23 protein-coding genes are annotated in these 19,979 nt (G+C 68.2%); 9 read left to right on the top strand and 14 right to left on the bottom strand.

Annotation, left to right across the window (positions count from 1 at the left end):
* Positions 1-26 precede the first annotated feature (26 nt).
* Entirely contained in the window at positions 27-851 is an 825-nt protein-coding gene (locus tag ADBZ9K_RS17555) for a TIGR03560 family F420-dependent LLM class oxidoreductase (protein WP_526622572.1), read from the bottom strand.
* Entirely contained in the window at positions 835-1,815 is a 981-nt protein-coding gene (locus tag ADBZ9K_RS17550) for a GlxA family transcriptional regulator (protein WP_526622570.1), read from the bottom strand. Before ADBZ9K_RS17550 ends, ADBZ9K_RS17555 begins: the two co-directional genes overlap by 17 nt.
* A 91-nt stretch (positions 1,816-1,906) precedes the next feature.
* Between ADBZ9K_RS17550 and ADBZ9K_RS17545 the strand changes: the two genes are divergently transcribed.
* Complete coding sequence (locus ADBZ9K_RS17545) at positions 1,907-2,560, top strand: DJ-1/PfpI family protein (RefSeq protein WP_526622568.1); 654 nt, start codon at positions 1,907-1,909, stop codon at positions 2,558-2,560.
* A 2-nt stretch (positions 2,561-2,562) separates the two neighbouring features.
* Positions 2,563-2,874 (top strand): hypothetical protein, encoded by a 312-nt coding sequence (locus ADBZ9K_RS17540; protein WP_526622566.1) that lies wholly within the window; start codon positions 2,563-2,565, stop codon positions 2,872-2,874.
* Positions 2,875-2,895: 21 nt separating this feature from the next.
* Here the strand turns inward: ADBZ9K_RS17540 and recX are convergent, their stop codons facing one another.
* From recX to ADBZ9K_RS17520, 4 genes are all read right to left on the bottom strand, one after another.
* On the bottom strand, positions 2,896-3,414 hold the full coding sequence (gene recX, locus ADBZ9K_RS17535) for a recombination regulator RecX (protein WP_526622564.1): 519 nt from the start codon (positions 3,412-3,414) through the stop codon (positions 2,896-2,898).
* On the bottom strand, positions 3,383-4,435 hold the full coding sequence (gene recA / locus ADBZ9K_RS17530; protein ID WP_526622562.1) for a recombinase RecA: 1,053 nt from the start codon (positions 4,433-4,435) through the stop codon (positions 3,383-3,385). The genes recX and recA overlap by 32 nt, the downstream gene beginning before the upstream one ends.
* A gap of 153 nt (positions 4,436-4,588) precedes the next feature.
* Positions 4,589-4,783: a DUF3046 domain-containing protein gene (locus tag ADBZ9K_RS17525; RefSeq protein WP_526622560.1), complete on the bottom strand. Its 195-nt coding sequence runs from the start codon at positions 4,781-4,783 to the stop codon at positions 4,589-4,591.
* 9 nt (positions 4,784-4,792) lie between these two features.
* Entirely contained in the window at positions 4,793-5,959 is a 1,167-nt protein-coding gene (locus ADBZ9K_RS17520; RefSeq protein ID WP_526622558.1) for a glycosyltransferase, read from the bottom strand.
* A gap of 43 nt (positions 5,960-6,002) precedes the next feature.
* Between ADBZ9K_RS17520 and ADBZ9K_RS17515 the strand changes: the two genes are divergently transcribed.
* Positions 6,003-6,443 (top strand): limonene-1,2-epoxide hydrolase family protein, encoded by a 441-nt coding sequence (locus ADBZ9K_RS17515; protein ID WP_526622556.1) that lies wholly within the window; start codon positions 6,003-6,005, stop codon positions 6,441-6,443.
* Positions 6,444-6,446: 3 nt separating this feature from the next.
* Here ADBZ9K_RS17515 and ADBZ9K_RS17510 read toward each other — a convergent pair whose 3' ends face one another.
* The 6 genes from ADBZ9K_RS17510 to pgsA form a co-directional block, all read right to left on the bottom strand.
* Positions 6,447-7,937, bottom strand: coding sequence for a peptide MFS transporter (locus tag ADBZ9K_RS17510; protein ID WP_526622554.1), 1,491 nt, complete (start codon positions 7,935-7,937; stop codon positions 6,447-6,449).
* Between the two features lie 97 nt (positions 7,938-8,034).
* Positions 8,035-8,865, bottom strand: coding sequence for a phage shock envelope stress response protein PspM (pspM, locus tag ADBZ9K_RS17505; RefSeq protein WP_526622552.1), 831 nt, complete (start codon positions 8,863-8,865; stop codon positions 8,035-8,037).
* Positions 8,866-8,880: 15 nt separating this feature from the next.
* A complete protein-coding gene (gene pspA / locus ADBZ9K_RS17500; RefSeq protein ID WP_526622550.1) occupies positions 8,881-9,687 on the bottom strand; it encodes a phage shock protein PspA in 807 nt (268 codons plus the stop codon).
* Between the two features lie 106 nt (positions 9,688-9,793).
* On the bottom strand, positions 9,794-10,129 hold the full coding sequence (clgR, locus tag ADBZ9K_RS17495) for a transcriptional regulator ClgR (protein ID WP_526622548.1): 336 nt from the start codon (positions 10,127-10,129) through the stop codon (positions 9,794-9,796).
* A gap of 71 nt (positions 10,130-10,200) precedes the next feature.
* Positions 10,201-10,695 (bottom strand): CinA family protein, encoded by a 495-nt coding sequence (locus ADBZ9K_RS17490; protein WP_526622547.1) that lies wholly within the window; start codon positions 10,693-10,695, stop codon positions 10,201-10,203.
* A complete protein-coding gene (pgsA, locus tag ADBZ9K_RS17485) occupies positions 10,673-11,302 on the bottom strand; it encodes a CDP-diacylglycerol--glycerol-3-phosphate 3-phosphatidyltransferase (protein WP_526622545.1) in 630 nt (209 codons plus the stop codon). Before pgsA ends, ADBZ9K_RS17490 begins: the two co-directional genes overlap by 23 nt.
* A 67-nt stretch (positions 11,303-11,369) precedes the next feature.
* Here pgsA and ADBZ9K_RS17480 point away from each other — a divergent pair, with 67 nt between their 5' ends.
* Positions 11,370-11,870 carry an amino-acid N-acetyltransferase gene (locus ADBZ9K_RS17480; protein ID WP_526622543.1) on the top strand — a complete coding sequence of 167 codons (501 nt, stop codon included), beginning with the start codon at positions 11,370-11,372 and terminating at the stop codon, positions 11,868-11,870.
* Between the two features lie 72 nt (positions 11,871-11,942).
* Here ADBZ9K_RS17480 and ADBZ9K_RS17475 read toward each other — a convergent pair whose 3' ends face one another.
* Positions 11,943-14,459: a DNA translocase FtsK 4TM domain-containing protein gene (locus ADBZ9K_RS17475; protein WP_526622541.1), complete on the bottom strand. Its 2,517-nt coding sequence runs from the start codon at positions 14,457-14,459 to the stop codon at positions 11,943-11,945.
* 218 nt (positions 14,460-14,677) lie between these two features.
* On the opposite strand from ADBZ9K_RS17475, the gene ADBZ9K_RS17470 reads away from it, so the two are divergent.
* Genes ADBZ9K_RS17470 through ADBZ9K_RS17450 form a run of 5 tightly spaced genes read left to right on the top strand, consistent with a single transcriptional unit; the run spans position 14,678 to position 18,300 of the window.
* Positions 14,678-14,992 (top strand): putative quinol monooxygenase, encoded by a 315-nt coding sequence (locus tag ADBZ9K_RS17470; protein WP_526622540.1) that lies wholly within the window; start codon positions 14,678-14,680, stop codon positions 14,990-14,992.
* A gap of 13 nt (positions 14,993-15,005) precedes the next feature.
* A complete protein-coding gene (locus ADBZ9K_RS17465) occupies positions 15,006-15,821 on the top strand; it encodes a mycofactocin-coupled SDR family oxidoreductase (protein ID WP_526622538.1) in 816 nt (271 codons plus the stop codon).
* Between the two features lie 42 nt (positions 15,822-15,863).
* Complete coding sequence (locus ADBZ9K_RS17460; RefSeq protein WP_526622537.1) at positions 15,864-16,394, top strand: dimethylamine monooxygenase subunit DmmA family protein; 531 nt, start codon at positions 15,864-15,866, stop codon at positions 16,392-16,394.
* The gene (locus ADBZ9K_RS17455) at positions 16,391-17,314 is read left to right on the top strand and encodes a PDR/VanB family oxidoreductase (protein WP_526622535.1); all 924 of its coding nucleotides are present in this window, start codon (positions 16,391-16,393) and stop codon (positions 17,312-17,314) included. The genes ADBZ9K_RS17460 and ADBZ9K_RS17455 overlap by 4 nt, the downstream gene beginning before the upstream one ends.
* Positions 17,311-18,300 (top strand): heme-dependent oxidative N-demethylase subunit alpha family protein, encoded by a 990-nt coding sequence (locus tag ADBZ9K_RS17450; RefSeq protein WP_526622533.1) that lies wholly within the window; start codon positions 17,311-17,313, stop codon positions 18,298-18,300. Before ADBZ9K_RS17455 ends, ADBZ9K_RS17450 begins: the two co-directional genes overlap by 4 nt.
* On the opposite strand, the gene ADBZ9K_RS17445 is transcribed toward ADBZ9K_RS17450, so the two are convergent.
* Positions 18,297-19,976: a ribonuclease J gene (locus ADBZ9K_RS17445; RefSeq protein ID WP_526622531.1), complete on the bottom strand. Its 1,680-nt coding sequence runs from the start codon at positions 19,974-19,976 to the stop codon at positions 18,297-18,299. The genes ADBZ9K_RS17450 and ADBZ9K_RS17445 overlap by 4 nt on opposite strands.
* Between the last annotated feature and the right edge of the window lie 3 nt (positions 19,977-19,979).

Raw genomic sequence — 19,979 nt, 5'->3', positions numbered from 1 at the left:
CATCTCCCCTGGTTTCCGGAGGGCGCTCAGCCCAACGCCGCGCACCGCCGCAACAGCTCGGCCGACGGCGGCTGGTAGAACGACAGCACGGCATGCTGGCAGCCGAGTCGCTCGTAGTCGGGCAGGAGATCCAGTTGCGCGTCGACCTGCTGGGGTTCGCGGGGGTGCAGGAAGAGCTGGACGGATCGGCGAATCGCGGCCGGGTCGCGGCCCACTTCGGCGCATGCGTCGTCGAGCCGGCGGTTGGCCTCACCCCATTGCCGGGGGCCCTCGTGGCTGGGCATGTTCCACTCATCGGCATGGCGGGCGGTGACCCGCAGCATCTTGGGCTGCGACCCGCCGATGACGATCGGCGGGTGTGGGCGTTGCACGGGTTTGGGCTCGCAGATGGCGTCCTGCAGGGTGTAGAACCGGCCCTCGAAGCTGACCGATTCCTCGGTCCACAACCGGCGGATGACGGTGAGCGCCTCGTCGACCATAGCCACTCGTGTTCCCGCGCTGGGGAATTCGAGACCATATCCGCGATGCTCGGCCTCATGCCAGCCCGCGCCGATGCCGAAGTCCAGCCGACCGCCGCAGATGTGGTCGACGGTGACGGCCATCTTGGCCAGGATCGCCGGGTTGCGATAGGTCACGCCGGTCACCATGCAACCGACCCTGGCGCGGCGGGTCACCACGGCCATCGCGGCCAGGGTGGTCCAGCCTTCGTGAGTGGGCTTGGCGTGGTCGACCAGACCGTAGAAGTGGTCGTAATCCCAGACCGCGTCGAAGCCGAGGTCATCGGCGCAGCGCCAGAACGTCTCGAGCTCGGGGTAGGCGAAGGTGGGCGCCAACTTAACCGAGATCCGCATCCGGGGAGCCTAACCCGTGCCGGAATGTGCTGCGGTAGCTCTGCGGTGACACCCCGACCCACCGGCGGAACTGTTCACGAAAGTTCGTCGCGGAGGTGAACCCGACCTTGCGACCGATCCGTTCGACGCCCAGTGCGGTCGACTCGAGCAGCTGCTGCGCGTGCCGCACCCGCACGCCGGTGAGCCATTGCATCGGAGTCTGCCCGGTTTCGGCCTGGAAGCGCCGATTCAGGGTGCGCACGCTCGTCGCCGCTTCTACCGCGATGGCCTCCAGTGTCAGATCCTGATGTGCGTGCTGCTCGATCCATTCCAGGACGTCGTCGAGTTCGGTGCGCTTGCCAACATGGTGTTGCGGCACCCGGTTCCGCAGGATGAACTGCGCCTGCCCGCCGCTGCGGTGCAGCGGGGCCACCGCCAGCCGGGCGACCTCGGCCGCAACGCAGGCACCGTAGTCGCGCTGAATCATGTACAGACACAGGTCGATACCGGCGGATGCACCGGCCGACGTCAATAGCTGCCCTTCGTCGACGTAGAGGACATCGGCATCCAGCTGCACCGTGGGGAAGGCCGCGCGGAAATGATCGGCGGCCGCCCAGTGGGTGGTCGCGCGTCTGCCGTCGAGGAGACCGGTAGCGGCCAGAGTCAGCGCCCCGACGCAGATCGAGGCTATCCGCGTTCCGCCGGCGAACGCGGCGCGCAACGCATCGACGACTTCGGCCGGCGGCTGCGCCAGCGCGTCGTTGCGGCCAGGAACAATGATCGTGTGCGCGCCAGCCAGTTCGTCGATCCCGTGGTCGGTCGAGATGCGCAAAGGCCCTGCCGTGACAGAGCTTTCGGACCCGCAGACGATCACCCGGTATGCCGGCTTCCCGTCCGGCAGGAGTGCACGGCCGAACATCTCAATCGGTGTGGCCAGGTCGAAGGCGATGGTGTCGGGCAACGCGAGCAGGGCAACGGTATGCACGTGCAAACCGTAACAACGTTGGCAATATCCCGTCGATAGATGGCTATCCTGCCACTGTCGATTACCGGCAGGTACGCCGAAGATTCCCGACATGCATGCGCAGATACTGCTTTTCGACGGATTCGACCCACTTGACGCCATCGCCCCGTTCGAGGTGCTGGCAGCCGGCAGCGACGCGGTGGGCGGCGACCTGGTGGTGGAGATGGTCACTGCCGAGGGTCCGCGCCCAGTCGTCAGCGGAACGCGCGGCCTGGTGATACCGGCCACCGGTCAGCTCGATCCCACCAAGCCGGGTTATGTCATCGTGCCGGGCGCTTCGGGCCCCATCGACGGCGATCCCGACCAGGTGGCGACCATTCCCGTCCTGCTCGCCCGCTTCGGCGAGACCGCGGCCGTGCCGCTGATGCGACAAGCCCTGGAAAATCCCGCCATTACGGTCGCGACCGTGTGCGGAGGCTCGCTGGCGCTGGCCATGGCGGGCTTGATCGAGGGCCGCAACGCCAACACACATCATCTCGGTGTCGACGTGTTGGAAGCCACCGGCGTCACGGCGGTGCGGGCCAGGGTCGTCGACGACGGCGACCTCGTCACCGCCGGCGGCGTGACCTCCGGCCTCGACCTCGCCTTGCACCTACTGAGCCGCGGCTTCGGCCCCAAGGTGGCAGTGGCGGTAGAGGAGTTGTTCGCCTATGAGCGCCGCGGCACGGTGTGGACCGATACCGGCCGGCTTCCGGTGGCGGTGTGAGGATGGGTCTGGTCGGAGTATGGGACGTCGCGATCAAGACCCCGATCGGGTCACTGCAGATCGAGTATCGCTTTACCGATGATGATGGCGTCATCATCGGCAGCGCAACGGGAAAGAACGAGACCGTCACGCTGACCGACATCGCGATCGCCGACGAAGCCGGCGGGCAGCGAGTGACCTGGCGTCAGACGGTCACCAAGCCGATGCGGCTGAAACTCGAGTTCGACGTGCTGGTCGATGACGATCAGCTCCGCGGCCACTCACGCGCCGGGCGCCTGCCCCGGTCTTCGGTCGAGGGTCGGCGCCGAGACTGAACCCGCGCCGGGCGGGGCGAGTCAGACCCGGCGACGTTCCCGCTCCGCCGCCAATCCCTCACTGACCACCGCCACCGCCAGGCTCTGGTGGTAGCCGCGACGGGCCAGCATGCCGACCAGTCTGCGCATCACCTTGGCCTCGTCGGCCTCGGTCAACGCCTCCCGGCGCAGCTTCTGCTCCACCAACTGCTCGGCACGCTGCCGTTCGGCGGCGGCGTCGATGCCCTCGAGCGCATCGGCGATCACGTCGTCGTCGATACCCTTATTGCGCAGCTCAGCGGCCAAGGCACGCTTGCCTTTTCCGGCCCGAGCCCGGCGTGACCGGACCCACTGCTCGGCAAAGTCGGCGTCGTCGATCAGACCTACGGTGGCCAGCCGATTGAGTACCGTCGCGGCGACCGCCTCGGGGTATCCCCGTTTGGTCAACTGCGCGGCAAGCTCGGATCGGGTGCGCGACCGCGCTGTGAGCAGGCGCAGGCACAACGCATGCGCCTGCTCTTCGCGGGTCTCAGAAGTCGACTGGGGCGGGCAGAACGTCATCGCTGAGTTCGTCGGTTATCACCGCGCCGATACCGAGCTTCTCTTTGATCTTCTTCTCGATCTCGTTGCCCACGTCGGGGTTCTGAATGAGGAAGTTGCGGGCGTTCTCCTTGCCCTGTCCGAGTTGCTCACCCTCGTAGGTGAACCACGACCCGGACTTGCGGATGAAGCCCTGCTCGACGCCCATGTCGATGAGCGAGCCCTCCCGGCTGATGCCCTTGCCGTAGAGGATGTCGAACTCAGCCTGCTTGAACGGCGGCGACACCTTGTTCTTGACCACCTTGCAGCGGGTGCGGTTACCCACCGCGTCGGTGCCGTCCTTGAGCGTCTCGATCCGTCGCACATCCAGCCGAACCGAGGCGTAGAACTTCAATGCCTTACCGCCCGTTGTCGTTTCGGGCGAACCGAACATGACACCGATCTTCTCGCGCAGCTGGTTGATGAAGATCGCGGTGGTACCGGAGTTGCTCAGCGCGCCGGTGATCTTGCGCAGCGCCTGGCTCATCAGGCGGGCCTGCAGGCCGACGTGGCTGTCGCCCATCTCGCCCTCGATCTCGGCGCGCGGCACCAAAGCAGCCACCGAGTCGATGACGATGATGTCGATGGCCCCGGAGCGGATCAGCATGTCGGCGATCTCGAGTGCCTGCTCACCGGTGTCGGGCTGGCTGACCAGCAGCGCGTCGGTGTCGACACCCAGCTTCGCGGCGTAATCGGGATCCAGCGCGTGCTCGGCGTCGATGAAGGCCGCGATGCCACCGGCCGCCTGGGCGTTGGCCACCGCGTGCAGGGCGACGGTGGTCTTACCCGAGGACTCCGGGCCGTAGATCTCGATAATGCGGCCGCGGGGCAGGCCGCCGATGCCCAATGCCACATCCAGGGCGATGGAACCGGTCGGGATGACCGAGATGGGCTGACGTACCTCGTCACCGAGGCGCATCACCGAGCCCTTGCCGTGATTCTTCTCGATCTGCGCGATCGCGAGCTCGAGGGCTTTCTCGCGATCGGGGGCTTGCTGCGCCATGAGGTCTCCGCTCTCTTCCGATGTTCGGTTGACCGGTGTCGGTCAGTTGGCCGTGACGCTAGAGGAGCCCACTGACAAAACGGCGACGGTCGAATACGGACCACAATAACGAACATGTGTTCGATGACAAGGAGGCGCGCCGCCGCGTGTCGGTTACCACTGATCGCGCGGCACGTCGAAGTCCGCGCACAGCGCCCGCCACACCTCGCGGGGATCCACCCCGTCCTCGACGGCCTGGGCCGCCGTACGCCCGCCCAGCGCGGTCAGCACATGGTCCACCAGCAACGACGCACCGCGAGCCCGGCCGAACTGCGCCTCGACGAGCTCGGTGAATTCGGTCAGCCGCACGCCACCAACCTACCCAGCTACCGATTCATGGCACACCCGTACCGGATCGGCGACCTGCCCGATGCTCGCCCCGGCCCGCCGGGCCGCCTGCCGGTAGCCCGGCGAGGACAGCACCTCGGTCACCTCGCTCACCAGGGCGGCCGCACTCAGCGGCCGGATCAGCCGCGCGCTCCCTTGCCGGACAACGCGATTGGCCAGTTCCCACTGGTCGCCGCCGCCGGGGATCACCACCATCGGCACCCCGGCCAGCAGGGTCTTCGACAACATCCCGTGACCGCCGCCGCCGATCACCAGATCGGCATGGGCCAGCAGCTCGTCCTGACGGCCCAGCCCAACGACGGCCCAGGGCGGCACGTCCAGGTCGTCGCCGCCCAGCCGGGAGATCACCACCCGCGTGCCCGCGGGCACCGTGTCACCGGGCACCAGATGTGTCAGCGCCAGCTCGGCCACCCCGGTGGCCCCGGTCGTGGCCGTCGACGGGGCCACCACGATCACCGGACCCTCCCCCGGCGGAATCGCCAGCACCGCGGACGTCGGCTCGAAATGCAGCGGGCCGACGACGACAGCCTCGGCGGGCCAGTCCGGTCGGGGCACCTCCAGCGCCGGCAGGGTGGCGATCAGGCGGCGCACCGGTCCTGGGTCATGTGCCGGTAAGCCGATCCGCACCCGGGCCTGGGCGCGCTGGCGCTGGCCCTGCTGCACCGAGCGCGCGGTCAGCGCGCGCATGACGGCGTCGCGCAGCCGCCCGCGCACGCCGGTGCCCGGCGCCAGCCCGCTGCCCAGCGGCGGCAGGCCCTTCGACGGCAGGTACAGCGGGTGTGGGCTGAGCTCGACCCACGGAATGCCCAGCAGGTCAGCCGCCATCCCGCCGCACACGGTGATCACATCGGAGACCACCAGATCGAGGGCGAGGCCGCGCAGCACCGCCAGATTGAGAACCGCCATCCGCGCCGCGCGCTGATGGATCTTGGCACCGGCGTCGGCGTCGTCATCGGTCTCGGTGGGATCCAGTCCGGCGAGCTCGACGGACTCGATACCGGCCGCCCGCGCGGTCTCGAGCCATTCGGCCCCGGTCAGCAGGACGGGGCGATCCCCGGCGGCGGCGAACCGCAGGCACAACGCGATCGCGGGAAAGGCATGCCCCGGATCTGGACCGGCGACGACCGCGACGCGCACGCGGCCTACCCTGCCACAGGCGGACGCGCCTACTCTGGCGGATATGACCGAGCAGACCACCAACGTGAGCTCCGACATCGACAACGCGCACACCGTCGAGGTGTTCCTGTCCGCCCTGCAGGACGAAGACCTGGACACCGCCGACGCTCAGCTGGACGACAACCTGGTGTACCAGAACGTCGGTTTCCCCACCATCCGCGGCCGGGCCCGCACCATGAAGCTGTTCCGGCGCATGCAGGGCAAGGGTCGCTTCGAGGTGAAGATCCACCGCATCGCCGTCAACGGACCGGTGGTGCTGACCGAACGCACCGACGTGCTGGTGGTCGGCCCGGTGCGGTTGCAGTTCTGGGTGTGCGGCGTCTTCGAGGTGAGCAACGGCCGGATCACGTTGTGGCGGGACTACTTCGACATGTTCGATTTCAGTAAGGCCATTGCCCGCGGCGTCGTGGGCGCTCTGATTCCGGCACTGCGCCCGCGGCCCTGAGGTTCAGTGGATGCCGCCCATCAACGAGTGGATCCGTTTGACCTGAGTCGCCAGGATGACCCCCAACACCAGAGCAGCTCCACCAACGAGGCAGAAGTAGCCGACCAGCCCCATGGAGTCCTGCAGGGGCGCGATCGTGCTGCCGATCGCATCGCCGACCGCGCTCGACAGGAACCACAGCGCGACAACCTGACTCTCCAACCCGCGTGGGGCCAGGTGGCTCGACGCGGCCAAACCGGTTGGGCTCAGCAAGAGTTCGCCAACCGTCTGGACGACGATGATCGTCGCCAGCCAGAGCCAGGCAACCTTGACACCCTGGCCGGCTGTATTCGCCAACATCGCCATGGCCAGAAATGACAAGCCGATCAAGACCAGGGCCAGCACGAACTTGCTCGGCAACGTCGGTGCCCGCCTGCCCAGCCGCATCCAGATGACGGCAAATACCGGCGCCAGCAGCACGATCGCGACAGGGTTGACCGACTGTAGCCAGCTCGCCGGCACTAGGAAGCCGCCGATATTGCGGTCGGTGTTGCCCTCGGCGAACAGGCTCAACGTCGAACCACCCTGATCGCTGATCAACCAGAACATCGCCGAGCCGGCGAAGATCCACAGGTAGGCCTTCATCCGGTCGCGATCCAGGGCGGTGAGGTCCGCACTGCGGAAGATCCGATTGAAGAACACAAACGGTGTCGCGACGGTGATCGCGGCCAGGTACCAGATCATGTGCTCGGCCCGATAACTGCCGAACAGTGCGTCGATGGTGAACAGGACAGCGCTCGCACCGAGGAATGCACCCGCGATCAGGCCGACCTTCCGAAGCTGGTCGCGGGTCTCGGGGTTGGGAACGGAGCGGCCGATCGGGCCCAGCGTGCGCGGTGCTGAGGCGACGTAGATGAGCACCGCAATCGTCATCCCCACGCCGGCCGCACCGAAACCAATGTGCCAGCCGACATTTTCGCCGAGATACCCGCAGACCAACGGCGAGAAGAAACTGCCGATGTTGATTCCCATGTAGAAGATCGAGAATCCGGCATCACGACGCTCACCCTCATCCGGGTCCTGGTCGTAGAGTTCGCCAACCATGGCCGAGATATTGGGCTTGAGAAGTCCGGTGCCGATCGCGATCAACACCATCCCGGGCCACACCGATACCGGCGCCGGAATTGCCAGCACGAAGTGGCCGGCCGCGATGGTGCATGCACCGATCAGCACCGCACGATGCGGACCGAGCAACCGGTCTGCCAGCCAACCGCCGGGCACGGTCAGCAGGTAGATCATCGCGCTGTAGACCCCGAAGATCCCGATTGCCGTGGTGCCCGACAATCCGAGTCCGCCCGCCGATTCGTCGGCAGCGAGATAGAGCACCAAGATGGCAAGCATCCCGTAGTAGCTGAAACGCTCCCACAATTCGGTGGTGAACAGCGTCGCCAACCCAATGGGATGACCGAAGAAACGATGATCTTCCTGCGGTGACACAGACAGGACGGCAGTCATCCCGGAGAAGTTACGCTGCTGACGCGGTTCCGCGCATCTTTTGCCTAGCGAATTTCGGTAACGGCGCCGTTAAATGCGCCGAAATTCCGCCCGTAAGTCAGGCTCGACGCAGCTGACCGAGCTCGTCGAAGGCCTGCGCCCAGCCGGTCAGCCGGTCGGTGGCGTCGGCAAGCTCGTTTCGGTAACGCTGCGCCGACATCGGCGAACTGGACATCGAGCCGGTATTGGCCGCCGACACCAGCTGCGCTGCGGCGGTCACCATTTCGTTGTACTGCCGCACGCCGTGGTTGAGCTGTGCGGTGAACGCATTGATGGTCGGGGCCAGATACGACCGCGAGGTGGGCGTCTCGGCGGCGGCACGTTCCATCGAGACCACCTCGTCGGCGGTCGCTGCCATCGTCGCCGCGGTGCGGTTGGCGGCCTCGGTCAGCTCGCGGATCTCCTCGGGGGGCAACAGGTTTCCGCGCGCCATCACCCCCAGCAGCGAGTGCAGGCCCCGCTCGGAGGCGCCCAGTGCCGACATGGTCGGCCGGGCCACCGAACCGTGCGGGGGGAGCCGACGGCCGCTGACCTGACGTCGCGGGGGCAGCGGCTCCGCGCGCAGCCAGCGGTAGCGCAACAGCAGCATCGTGGCCGGAGCCGCCGCACCCGCGGCGATCAGGCCGGTGATCAGCAGCGCCCACACCGGGGTGCTCCAGGTCGCGAGCAGGCCGGTGACGAGCATCCAGAACACCGACGCGAACGAGAAGAACAGACCCAGCCGCAACGCCCAACGCCGCTTGCGCAACAGCCGAGCCCGCGGATCAGCGGCGGCACTGAGCTTCTGGGCCGCCACCTCGGCGTACTCGCTGACGGTGTCGACACCGCGCTGCAGGGTCGAACGCCACTGCCGCGTGACGAATCCGGGCTTGTCCGGTTTCACCGTCATCGAAGTGTTCGCCTCCTACTGTCCGAGCGGCTTTTCGGGCTCGGGGGTACCGGCCTGGACCGCCGGGCTGGCCGGGGCCGCGTCCCCGGACGGCAGCGCATCGCCGCGCATGGACGCACGGATCTGCTCGAGCCGGGAGTGCCCGGCCATCTGCACACTGGCCTGCTGAATCTCGAGCATCCGGCCCTGCACCGAGTTCTGGGCCAGCTCGGCAGACCCCATCGCGTTGGCGTAGCGGCGCTCGATCTTGTCCCGCACCTCATCCAGGCTGGGGGTGTTGCCGGGGGCGGCGATCTCGCTCATCGACCGCAGCGAGGCGCTGACCTGCTCCTGCATCTTGGCCTGTTCCAGCTGCGAGAGCAGCTTGGTGCGCTCGGCGATCTTCTGCTGCAGCACCATGGCGTTCTGCTCGACAGCCTTCTTGGCCTGGCCGGCGGCCTGCAGCGCCTGATCGTGCAGGGTCTTGAGATCCTCGACACTCTGCTCGGCAGTGACCAGCTGGGCGGCGAACGCCTCGGCGGCGTTGTTGTACTCGGTGGCCTTGGCCGCATCACCGGCCGCGGTGGCCTGGTCGGCGAGGGTAAGCGCCTGCCGGACGTTGACCTGCAGCTTCTCGATGTCAGCGAGCTGACGGTTGAGCCGCATCTCAAGCTGGCGCTGATTTCCGATCACCTGTGCGGCCTGCTGGGTCAACCCCTGGTGCTGGCGCTGCGCCTCCTCGATGGCCTGCTGGATCTGCACCTTCGGGTCGGCATATTCGTCGACCTTGGAGCTGAACAGCGCCATCAGGTACTTCCACGCCTTGGTGAACGGATTGGCCATCAGTTGCCCTGCCTTCGTATCGAGTGCCGCAATGAGGTGGTCGAACCCAATTTATCGGTTCGCGATGACCGGCCACAGCCCTGTCGGCATTCCGCCGGCGGACGGGTCAGGCCACCGCCATCGCAACCGGATGCGGGATGACGACCTTGGTGGCGACGTCAATGGAGGCTTCCGGGCTGGGCACAGCCGTCAACGGGGCAAGGCGCTCACGGTCGGCCATCTTCTCCCCGGCGTCGGTCAGCACCCGCGACAGCGGGACGCGCAGCGCACTGCAGATGGCGCTGAGCAGCTCACTGGACGCCTCTTTGCGACCACGCTCGACCTCGGAGAGGTAACCGAGGCTCACCCGAGCCGAATCGGAAACCTCGCGAAGGGTGCGTCCCTGCGAGGTGCGGGCGTCGCGAAGCACGTCGCCGATCACCTCACGCAGCAGTACCGCCATCTGGCTGTCCTCCTCCACTAGTCGCAGCCACTACTGCAACGCCGCAAACGGCCGGATTGGTTCCCAGGATCTCAGGACCGGTCTACCAGGTTGTGCAGACGCCGGACGGCCTCATGCACCGCGGCCAGCCGAATGTCCCAGCGCGAGCCGGTCAGCTCCAGCTCGGTGACCTCGGCCGAACCCGGCCCCGGACCGGCCAGCCCCAGGTACACCGTGCCCACCGGGTGCCCGCCGTGCGGCTCCGGACCGGCCACCCCGGTCAGCCCGACCCCCCAGGTGGCGGCGCAGCGCTCGCGCGCACCCTCGGCCAGCGCCGCCGCCGTCGGCGCGGCCACTGGACCGAATTCGTCGAGCAGATCGCGGGGCACGCCGGCCAGCGTGATCTTGGTCTCGACGGTATAGGTGACCAGCCCGCCCCGCAGGACGGCACTGGCGCCGGGCACGCCCGCCAGCGTGGCGGCCAGCAGCCCGGCGGTCAGCGACTCGGCGGTGGCGACGGTATGGCCGAGGCCGGTCAGCCGGGCGACCAGCGTCCCGGCGGCGTCATCGACCAGCGGATCGCTCACGGGAGTCCTTGACGGCCGACACCACGTAGTCGATGCCGGTGAGCACGGTCAGCACGATCGCGGCCCACATGATCACCCAGGCCACCGTGAGCCAGGTGGGCGGCCAGTTGTGCAACGGCAGCACGAATAGACCGATCGCGACAGCCTGAACCAGCGTCTTGAGCTTGCCGCCCCGGCTGGCGGGGATCACACCGCGCCGCAGCACCGCGAACCGCAGCACCGTGATGCCCAGCTCGCGGGCCAGGATCACCAGGGTCACCCACCACGGCAGGTCGCCGAGCATCGACAGCCCGATCAGCGCCGCCCCGATGAGCATCTTGTCGGCGATGGGGTCGGCCAGCTTGCCGAACTCGGTGACCATCCCGTAGGTGCGGGCCAGCGAGCCGTCCAGTCGGTCGGTGATCACCGCGACCGCGAAAATGACGAAAGCGGTTATCCGGCTTGCAGTTTCGTGACCGTCACCGGCGAACAGGGCCAGCAGGAAGATCGGGACCAGGATCAGCCGGACACCGGTCAGCAGGTTGGCGACGTTGGCCACCCGGACGCGCGGGACCGTCGGACCGCTCTGGGGTTGTCCCGACACGCGTATCAGGATATCGGTAGGCATCTCCCACCTGACACCGCGACGAATATCGGTTGGCATCGCCCCGACCGGGGACCGATACTCTGCACCCGTGACTGCTGATGTCGTCGTACGCCGTGCCCGTACCTCGGATGTGCCCGACATCAAGCGTCTCGTCGACACCTACGCCGGCCGGATTCTGCTGGAGAAGAACCTGGTCACGCTCTATGAGGCGGTCCAGGAGTTCTGGGTTGCCGAGCTGGACGGCGAAGTGGTCGGCTGCGGCGCCCTGCACGTGCTGTGGGCCGACCTCGGCGAGGTTCGCACCGTCGCGGTCAATCCCAAGGTCAAGGGCCGCGGGATCGGTCACACGATCGTCAATCAGCTGCTCAAGGTCGCCCGCGAGCTGCAGTTGCAGCGGCTGTTTGTGCTGACCTTCGAAACCGAGTTCTTCGGCCGGCACGGCTTCACCGAGATCGAGGGCACCCCGGTGACCGCCGAGGTGTACGAGGAGATGTGCCGGTCCTACGACATCGGCGTCGCCGAGTTCCTCGACCTGTCCTATGTGAAGCCGAACATCCTCGGCAACACCCGGATGCTGCTGATCCTCTGAGTTCTCTGGCGCCCAAACCGACAATTGGGCGCAGAAGTTCGAGTCGAGTGCGCCATTAAGTCGATCTCGGCGTCAGAACTCGTCTGACTCCTCGTCGCCCCCGCCACCGCGGATCAGCATCAGCGTCCCGGCGAGCTCGTCGGGCTTGATCAGCACCTCCCGGGCCTTGGACCCTTCGGAGGGCCCGACGATGCCGCGGGTTTCCATCAGGTCCATCAGCCGACCGGCCTTGGCGAACCCGACCCGCAGCTTGCGCTGCAGCATCGAGGTGGACCCGAACTGGCTGGAGACCACCAGCTCGACCGCCTGCAGGAAGACGTCCATGTCGTCACCGATGTCGGGGTCGACGTCGCTGCGGTCGCCGGCCGGCTTGGCCGCGGTGACCCCTTCGGTGTACTCCGGCTCGGCCTGGTCCTTGCACGATTGCACGACGGCCTGGATCTCTTCGTCGGTGATGTAAGCGCCCTGCAGCCGCTGCGGCTTGCTGGCTCCCATCGGCAGGAACAGGCCGTCGCCCATACCGATCAGCTTCTCGGCGCCGGGCTGGTCGAGGATGACCCGGCTGTCGGTCAGCGAGGAGGTGGCAAACGCCAGCCTCGACGGGACGTTCGTCTTGATCAGGCCGGTGACCACGTCGACCGAGGGCCGCTGGGTGGCCAGCACCAGGTGGATGCCCGCCGCGCGGGCTTTCTGGGTGATCCGCACGATGGCGTCCTCGACATCGCGCGGCGCGGTCATCATCAGGTCGGCCAGCTCGTCGACGATCGCGACGATGTAGGGATAGGGCTTGTAGACCCGCTGACTGCCCAGCGGCGTGCTGATCTCACCGGAGCGCACCTTGGCGTTGAAGTCGTCGATGTGGCGAACCCGGGAGGCCTGCATGTCCTGGTAGCGCTGCTCCATCTCCTCGACCAGCCACGCCAGCGCCGCCGCCGCCTTCTTCGGCTGGGTGATGATCGGGGTGATCAGGTGCGGGATGCCCTCATAGGGCGTCAGTTCCACCATCTTGGGGTCGATCAGGATCATCCGGACCTCGTCGGGCGTGGCCCGCGCCAGCAGCGAGACCAGCATCGAGTTGACGAAGCTGGACTTGCCCGAGCCGGTGGAGCCGGCCACCAACAGGTGCGGCATCTTGGCCAGGTTGGCCGAGATGAAGTCGCCCTCGATGTCCTTCCCGAGGCCGATCACCAGTGGGTGATGGTCGCGCCGGGTGGTCGGGGCGGTCAGGACGTCGGCCAGGCGCACCATCTCGCGGTCGGTGTTGGGCACCTCGATGCCGACGGCGGACTTGCCCGGGATCGGCGCCAGCATCCGGACGCTCTCGGTGGCCACCGCATAGGCGATGTTGCGTTGCAGCGCAGTGATTTTCTCGACCTTCACGCCGGGGCCGAGCTCGACCTCGTAGCGGGTGACGGTCGGGCCGCGGGTGCAGCCGGTGACCGCAGCGTCGACCTTGAACTGCTGCAGCACCGACGAGATCGCGTCGGCCATCGCCTCGTTGGCGGGGCTGCGCCGCTTGGGCGGGTCGCCGGCCACCAACAGCTCCAGCGACGGCAGGGTGTACGGCCCTTCCACGACACGGTCGACGACCTTGGGCTCCAGCTTGGGCTCCAGCTTGGGCTCCAGCTTCGGGGCCGCCTTCTTGCGCCGCTCCTTGGCTGTCGGTTCGGGGATGGTCGGGGCGTCCTCTTCGAGCGGGTAGTTGTCCATCGGTGTGCCGGCCGCGGGCTGTGGCTGGGCGCCCGGCCAGGCCGGTGCCTCGTCGGCGTAGGCACGCGGGTCGTCGTAGTAACCATCGGAGAAGTCGTCGGACTCGGCCAGGTCGAGATCCTCGGGCTCGGTCTCGTCGTAGTCGTCATAGTCCTCGTCGGCGTAGCGGCCGCGGGTGCTGAACATCGCATACAGCGTTTCGGGGACCTCGCGGATCGTCGTGCCGGTGAGCAGCAGAACGCCGAACAGCACGGCCAGGACCAGCAGCGGGGTGGCGATCCACGGGGTCAGGCCGTCGGACAGCGGGCCCCCGATCGCGAAGCCGATGAAGCCGGCGGCGCGCTGGCGGGCGGCGGGATCCTGGGGCGCACCCGACCAGAGGTGCCACAGCCCCAGCACCGGCAGGGCGATCATGGCGCAGCCCAGTACCAGGCGCGGACGGGCGTCGGGGTTGGGTTCGGTACGCATCAGCAGCACCGCGATCGCGGCGACCACCAGCGGCAGCAGCACCACCGCGCCGCCGACGAAGGTGCGCAGCACCGAGTCGATCCAGGCGCCGACCGGCCGGGCGGCGTCGAACCAGGAGCTGGCGGCGATGACGACGGCGATGGCCAGCAAGCCCAGCGCGATGCCGTCGCGGCGGTGGCCCGGCTCGATATCGCGGGCGCGACCGACCGAGCGCGCCGTCGAACCCGCCCCCCGGGCGACCATCAGCCAGGTCGCCCGCGCCGCGCGCCCACTGGCCGCGGCCGCGGTGGCCACCGGTGACGAGGTGCGCTTCTGGGCGGGCTTGCGCCGAGGAGCCGGCTTCGCCGATCGCGACGCACCCTTTGACCTGGTCGTTCGCGCGCCAGAGCGAGCGGCCGTCTTGTTCGCCATGCGGGCAAGCCTAGTCGCAAATGCCCCATCTGCACCATCCGCCACACTGGTTACGAAACCGCCGTTGCCAACCTGCGACCATCGGCGATTTCGGCGCGATTGCCGTCGCTACGCGAACGAAAGCGCGCCCAAATCGCGAAGAGGGGACCACCGTCGCGACCCGATACGAAGGCCGTCTAACGTAAGCGCCGTCACACCCCGTACCGAGGAGGCCGCCCATGCCCGTCGTCGTCGTCGCCAGCTTCACCGCCAAGCCCGAATCCGTCGACGCCGTTCGCGCGGCCTGCACGAAGGCGATCGCCGCGGTTCACGACGAGCCGGGCTGCGAGCTGTACTCGCTGCACGAGGCCGACCGCACCTTCGTGTTCATCGAACAGTGGGCCGACGCCGACGCACTCCAGACGCACGGCACGGCCCCGGGGGTGACCACGCTGTTCGGCGAGATCGGCGAGCACCTCGACGGCGCCCCCGACATCAAGCTGCTCACCCCTGTGCCGGCCGGTGACCCGGCCAAGGGTCAGCTGCGGCCCTGAGGCGGTAGTAGCCATGGGTGCACTCGACGGCAAGGTCGCCCTCATCACCGGTGCCGCCCGCGGCCAGGGCCGTGCGCATGCGGTCAAGCTGGCCTCCGAGGGCGCCGACATCATCGCGATCGACCTGTGTGACCAGATCGCGAGCGTCCCTTACCCGCTGGCCACCCCGGAGGACCTGGCGGCCACCGTCAAACTCGTCGAAGACACCGGGGCACGCATCGTCGCCCGGCAGGCCGACGTGCGGGACCGGACCGCACTGAAGTCCGCGGTCTACCAGGGCATCGAGGAGCTGGGCCGGCTCGACATCGTGGTCGCGAACGCCGGAATCGCCCCGATGGCCGACGACGGCGCCTGGCAGGACGTCATCGACGTCAACCTGACCGGGGTCTACCACACCATCGACATCACGATGAAGCCGCTGATCAAGCAGGGCAACGGCGGCGCGATCGTGCTGACCAGCTCGGTAGCCGGCCTGGTGGGCATCGGCGCACCGCTGGCCGGGTCGCTGGGCTACACCGTCGCCAAGCACGGGCTGGTCGGCCTGATGCGGGCCTACGCCAATTTCCTTGCCCCGTTCAGCATCCGGGTCAACTCGGTGCACCCGGCCGGGGTCAACACCCCGATGATCGACAACGAGTTCACCCGGTCCTGGCTCGACGGCCTGGCCCAGCAGGACTTCGGTGGGCCGGACATGACCAACGCGCTGCCGGTGCAGACCCTGGAACCCGAGGACATCGCCAACGCGGTGTTCTTCCTGGTTTCCGACGCCGGCCGGTACGTCACCGGCGTCACCCTGCCGGTCGACGCCGGGTTCACCAACAAGCGCTGACACCGGGCAGTACCCCGTCACCGCCATTACGATCGGGTGGCGATGAGACCCCCATTGGACCTCACCAGCGTCCCAGCGTGGGCCGTCGAACCAACGTGCCCGCCGGCCGATCTGACCGGGCGCCACCCGACCGTGCTGGCCATCGGGGCCGACGCGGCCGCCATCGCGCGGCGGTGGGCCGACGAGATCAGCGCGCATCGGGCCGGTCTCCGTCCGCGGATCCACCTCGTATCCGACGCCGCGGCGGCGTGTGCCGTACTGGACGCCGACCTCGACGACGCCGTCGTCGGGTGGCGGCTGCTGCTGGCCGGTCCCGCGCACGCCTGCCTGCGGGTCCGAGCCCGCGCACTCGAACTCGGCGCCGCCGACGACGAGATCACCGTGGCCAGCACCGAGGTGGACACCCGCGAGGTCTACTGCGCCCACTGCCGCACCACCGCCGCCGTGCACGTCGAGCTGACCGGGGCCATCTCGTGCCCCGGCTGCGGGCGCGAGCTGCTCGTGTACTACCACGTGTCCCGGCGCCTCGGCGCCCATCTCGGCTTCGCCACCAGCGCCGACGCGGTGTCATGAGCACGCTGAGGCTGGAGGTCGTCGCGGTCGACGACGGCGTGCCCGGGATCCGCACCCTGACCCTGGCCCGCACCGACCGCGCGGTACTGCCGTCGTTCACCCCCGGCAGCCACGTCGTGATCGAGTATCCCGGCGGCGCCAACGCCTACTCGCTGACCGGCGAGACGGCCGCCCCCCGCGAGTACGTGGTGTCGGTGCGGGATTGCCCCGATGGGCGGGGCGGCTCGCGCTGGATCCACCGCGACCTCGCCGTCGGCGCCACCGTGGTGGTCCACCCGCCGCGCAGCGCTTTCGCCCCGGTGCTGCGCGCCCGCAAACACCTGCTGATCGCCGCCGGAATCGGCATCACCCCGATGATCACGCACCTGCGCAGTGCCCGGCGGTGGGACCGCGAGGTCGCGCTGCTCTACATCCATCGCGACGGCCGTGGCGCCTACGTCGATGAGATCAAGGCGCTGACCGACCACGCCGGGTTCTTCACCGACCGGGCGGCCTTCCGTGCGGAGCTGTCCCCGACGCTGGCCACCCAACCGTTCGGCACCCACGTCTTCATCTGCGGGCCCGGCCCGTTCATCGACGACGTCGTGGCCGCCGCGATCGACGCGGGCTGGCCGGCAAGTCGGATCCACGTCGAACACTTCGGCGCGGAGCTTGCCCCCGGTGAGCCATTCGAGGTCGACTTGGCCCGCAGTGCAACGGCATTCACCGTCAATTCCGGAGAGTCCCTGTTGGATGCCCTGGAGTCGCACGGCCATGCGGTGCCCAGCATGTGCCGGCAGGGCGTGTGCGGCGAGTGTCGGGTGCCGGTGCGGGCCGGTGCGGTGCTGCACCGCGATCTCTACCTGAGCGAGGATCAACGCGCCGAGTCGATGATGGCCTGCGTATCGCGCGGGGTCGGTCGGGTGGAGCTGGACCTGTGACCGGGCCGGTGTCGGCGCCCGATCTGATCGCGTCGTTTCCGTTCCCCTACACCGGCGACTCCTACCGGTACAGCACCAACATCGCCCCGGCCGGATCGGTCGTGACGACGGCGACGGGCCAGTGGGGGCGGCGGGTGGTCGACATCGACAGCGAGTACCGCCACGAGATCGCGCAGCGGCGCGCCATCCTGGCCGCCGATCCGTCACGCCACGCGGTGCTGCCCCACATGCGGATCGCCTGCTGGGACACCATGCTGGCGCTGATGACCGAGCTCGCCACCGCCTACCCCGACACGATGTCGCTCTCCCGAGACGGCGAGCGCTGGCACTGGCGCAACGAATTGCTGGGCATAGAGCAGGATTTCATCCTCGGCGACGAGGCCAGCCTGCCCTGTGACCCGCTGGCCTTCATCGGCGGGCAGGTGCAGGAGGACATCGTCCTGCTCGACCAGCGCGACGGTGACCTGTTCGCCGACGCCGGTGTGGTCACCTTCGCCGCGGGCTGGTCCTTCGGCTTCGACGTCGGCATGACGTTCCTGGAGATCCACGGCCCGGTCCCCCGGCTGCGCGAATCCGGGGTGATCGGCCGGGCCCGCGAATTCCTGATGCGCCTGCAGCCCGGCGAGGTCTACAGGCGCACCAACTGGTCGATGACCGTCGGGCGCCGCCTGGACGTGTCTACCGAGGCCTACCCGCAGTGGCTACCCGACGCCGAGGAACTCACCGCCGTGGACGACGAGACGTTTGGCCGGCTGATCCACCTGCGGGTGGAGGTTCAGCACCTGATCAGGCTGGCGGAGTCCGGCGCGATCTGCTTCCTGATTCGCAGCTACATGCTGCCGCTGGCCGACATCGCGACCGTCGGGCCGTGGCGTGAGCGCACCGCGGCGGTGCTGGCCGAATTGCCCGAGGACATGGCCGAATACAAGGGCCTGAGCGCCTACCGGGATCGCGCGGTGGCCTGGCTGACCGCGGCGAGCGGTTAGATCTCGACGACGGTGGGCACGATCATCGGCTGACGCCGGTAGGTCTCCCCCACCCACTTGCCGACGACGCGGCGCACTGCCTGGGCGATGCGCACCGGATCGGTGACATTCTGGGCGGCAAGCGATTCCAGCTCGGCAGCGACCTTGCGGGTGGCGGGCTCCAGCGCCTTGGGGTCCTCGGAGAAGCCGCGCGCGTACAGGTGCGGCGGCGCGGCGATCCGCCCGGTGCCGCGGGTAACCACCACGGTGATGGCCACGAAACCCGAACTGAGGATGAGCCGTTCGCCCAGGGTCGCGTCGCCCACATCGCCGGTGACCAGACCGTCGACGAACATCTTGCCCACCGGTACCGCGCCCGCGATGCTGACCTTGCCGGCGATCAGGTCGACGCTGACGCCACTCTCGGCCACCACGATGCACTCCTCGGGCACCCCGCTGCGGGCGGCGAGCTTGGCGTTGGCCCGCAGCATGCGCCAGGTGCCATGCACCGGCATCACATTGCGCGGGCGCACCCCGTTATAGAGGAACAGCAGCTCGCCCGAGTAGGCGTGACCCGAGACATGCACGCGCACTTGCTGATTGGTGACGACCCTGGCACCGATCTTGGCCAGGTCGTCGATGACGCCGTAGACGGCCTCCTCGTTGCCGGGGATCAGCGACGAGGACAGGATGATCAGGTCGTCGGAGGTGACGGTGATGCTGCGATGTTCACCGCGCGACATCCGTGACAGGGCCGCCATCGGTTCGCCCTGGGTGCCGGTGGTGATCAGCACCACTTCCGCGGGGGGCATCTCCTCGGCCATCGCGATGTCGACGACGTCGCGATCCTCGACGTGCAGAAAACCCAGTTCCCGGGCGATGGCCATGTTGCGGAGCATGGAGCGTCCGACGAACGACACCCGCCGCCCCAACGCGACTGCCGCATCGATGATCTGCTGGACCCGGTCGACGTTGGAGGCGAAGCACGCGACGATGACCCGCTGCCCCTCCGCGCCGCGCATCAGGCGGTGCAGGTTCGGGCCGACCTCACTCTCCGACGGGCCGACACCGGGAATCTCGGCGTTCGTCGAGTCGCACAGCAACAGATCGACCCCCGCATCGCCCAGCCGCGACATGCCGGGCAGGTCGGTCGGCCGGCCGTCGGGCGGCAGCTGGTCGAGCTTGATGTCGCCGGTGTGCAGCACGGTGCCGGCGCCGGTGTGGACGGCGATCGCCAGCGCATCGGGGATGGAGTGGTTGACCGCGAAGTACTGGCATTCGAACACACCGTGGGTGCTGCGCTGCCCTTCGGCGACCTCGACGAGCACCGGGTTGACCCGGTGCTCGCGACATTTGGCGGCCACCAGGGCGAGGGTGAATTTCGAGCCCACCACCGGAATGTCGGCGCGGAGCTTGAGTAGGAACGGGATGGCCCCAATGTGGTCTTCGTGCGCGTGGGTGAGCACCAGCGCCTCGACGTCGCCGAGACGGTCCTCGATGAGCCGGAAGTCGGGCAGGATCAGGTCGACGCCGGGCTCGTCGTGGTTGGGGAACAGCACGCCGCAGTCGATGATCAGCAGCTTGCCGAGATGCTCGAAAACGGTCATGTTGCGGCCGATTTCGTTGATACCGCCCAGCGCGGTGACGCGCAGACCACCCGGAGCCAGCGGACCCGGGGGCGTCAGTTCCTCGTTCATCAG

Origin of the sequence: Mycobacterium sp. (assembly GCF_965229265.1) — a bacterium.
Lineage (GTDB): Bacteria > Actinomycetota > Actinomycetes > Mycobacteriales > Mycobacteriaceae > Mycobacterium.
This window is presented reverse-complemented; position numbering and strand designations above follow the sequence as displayed.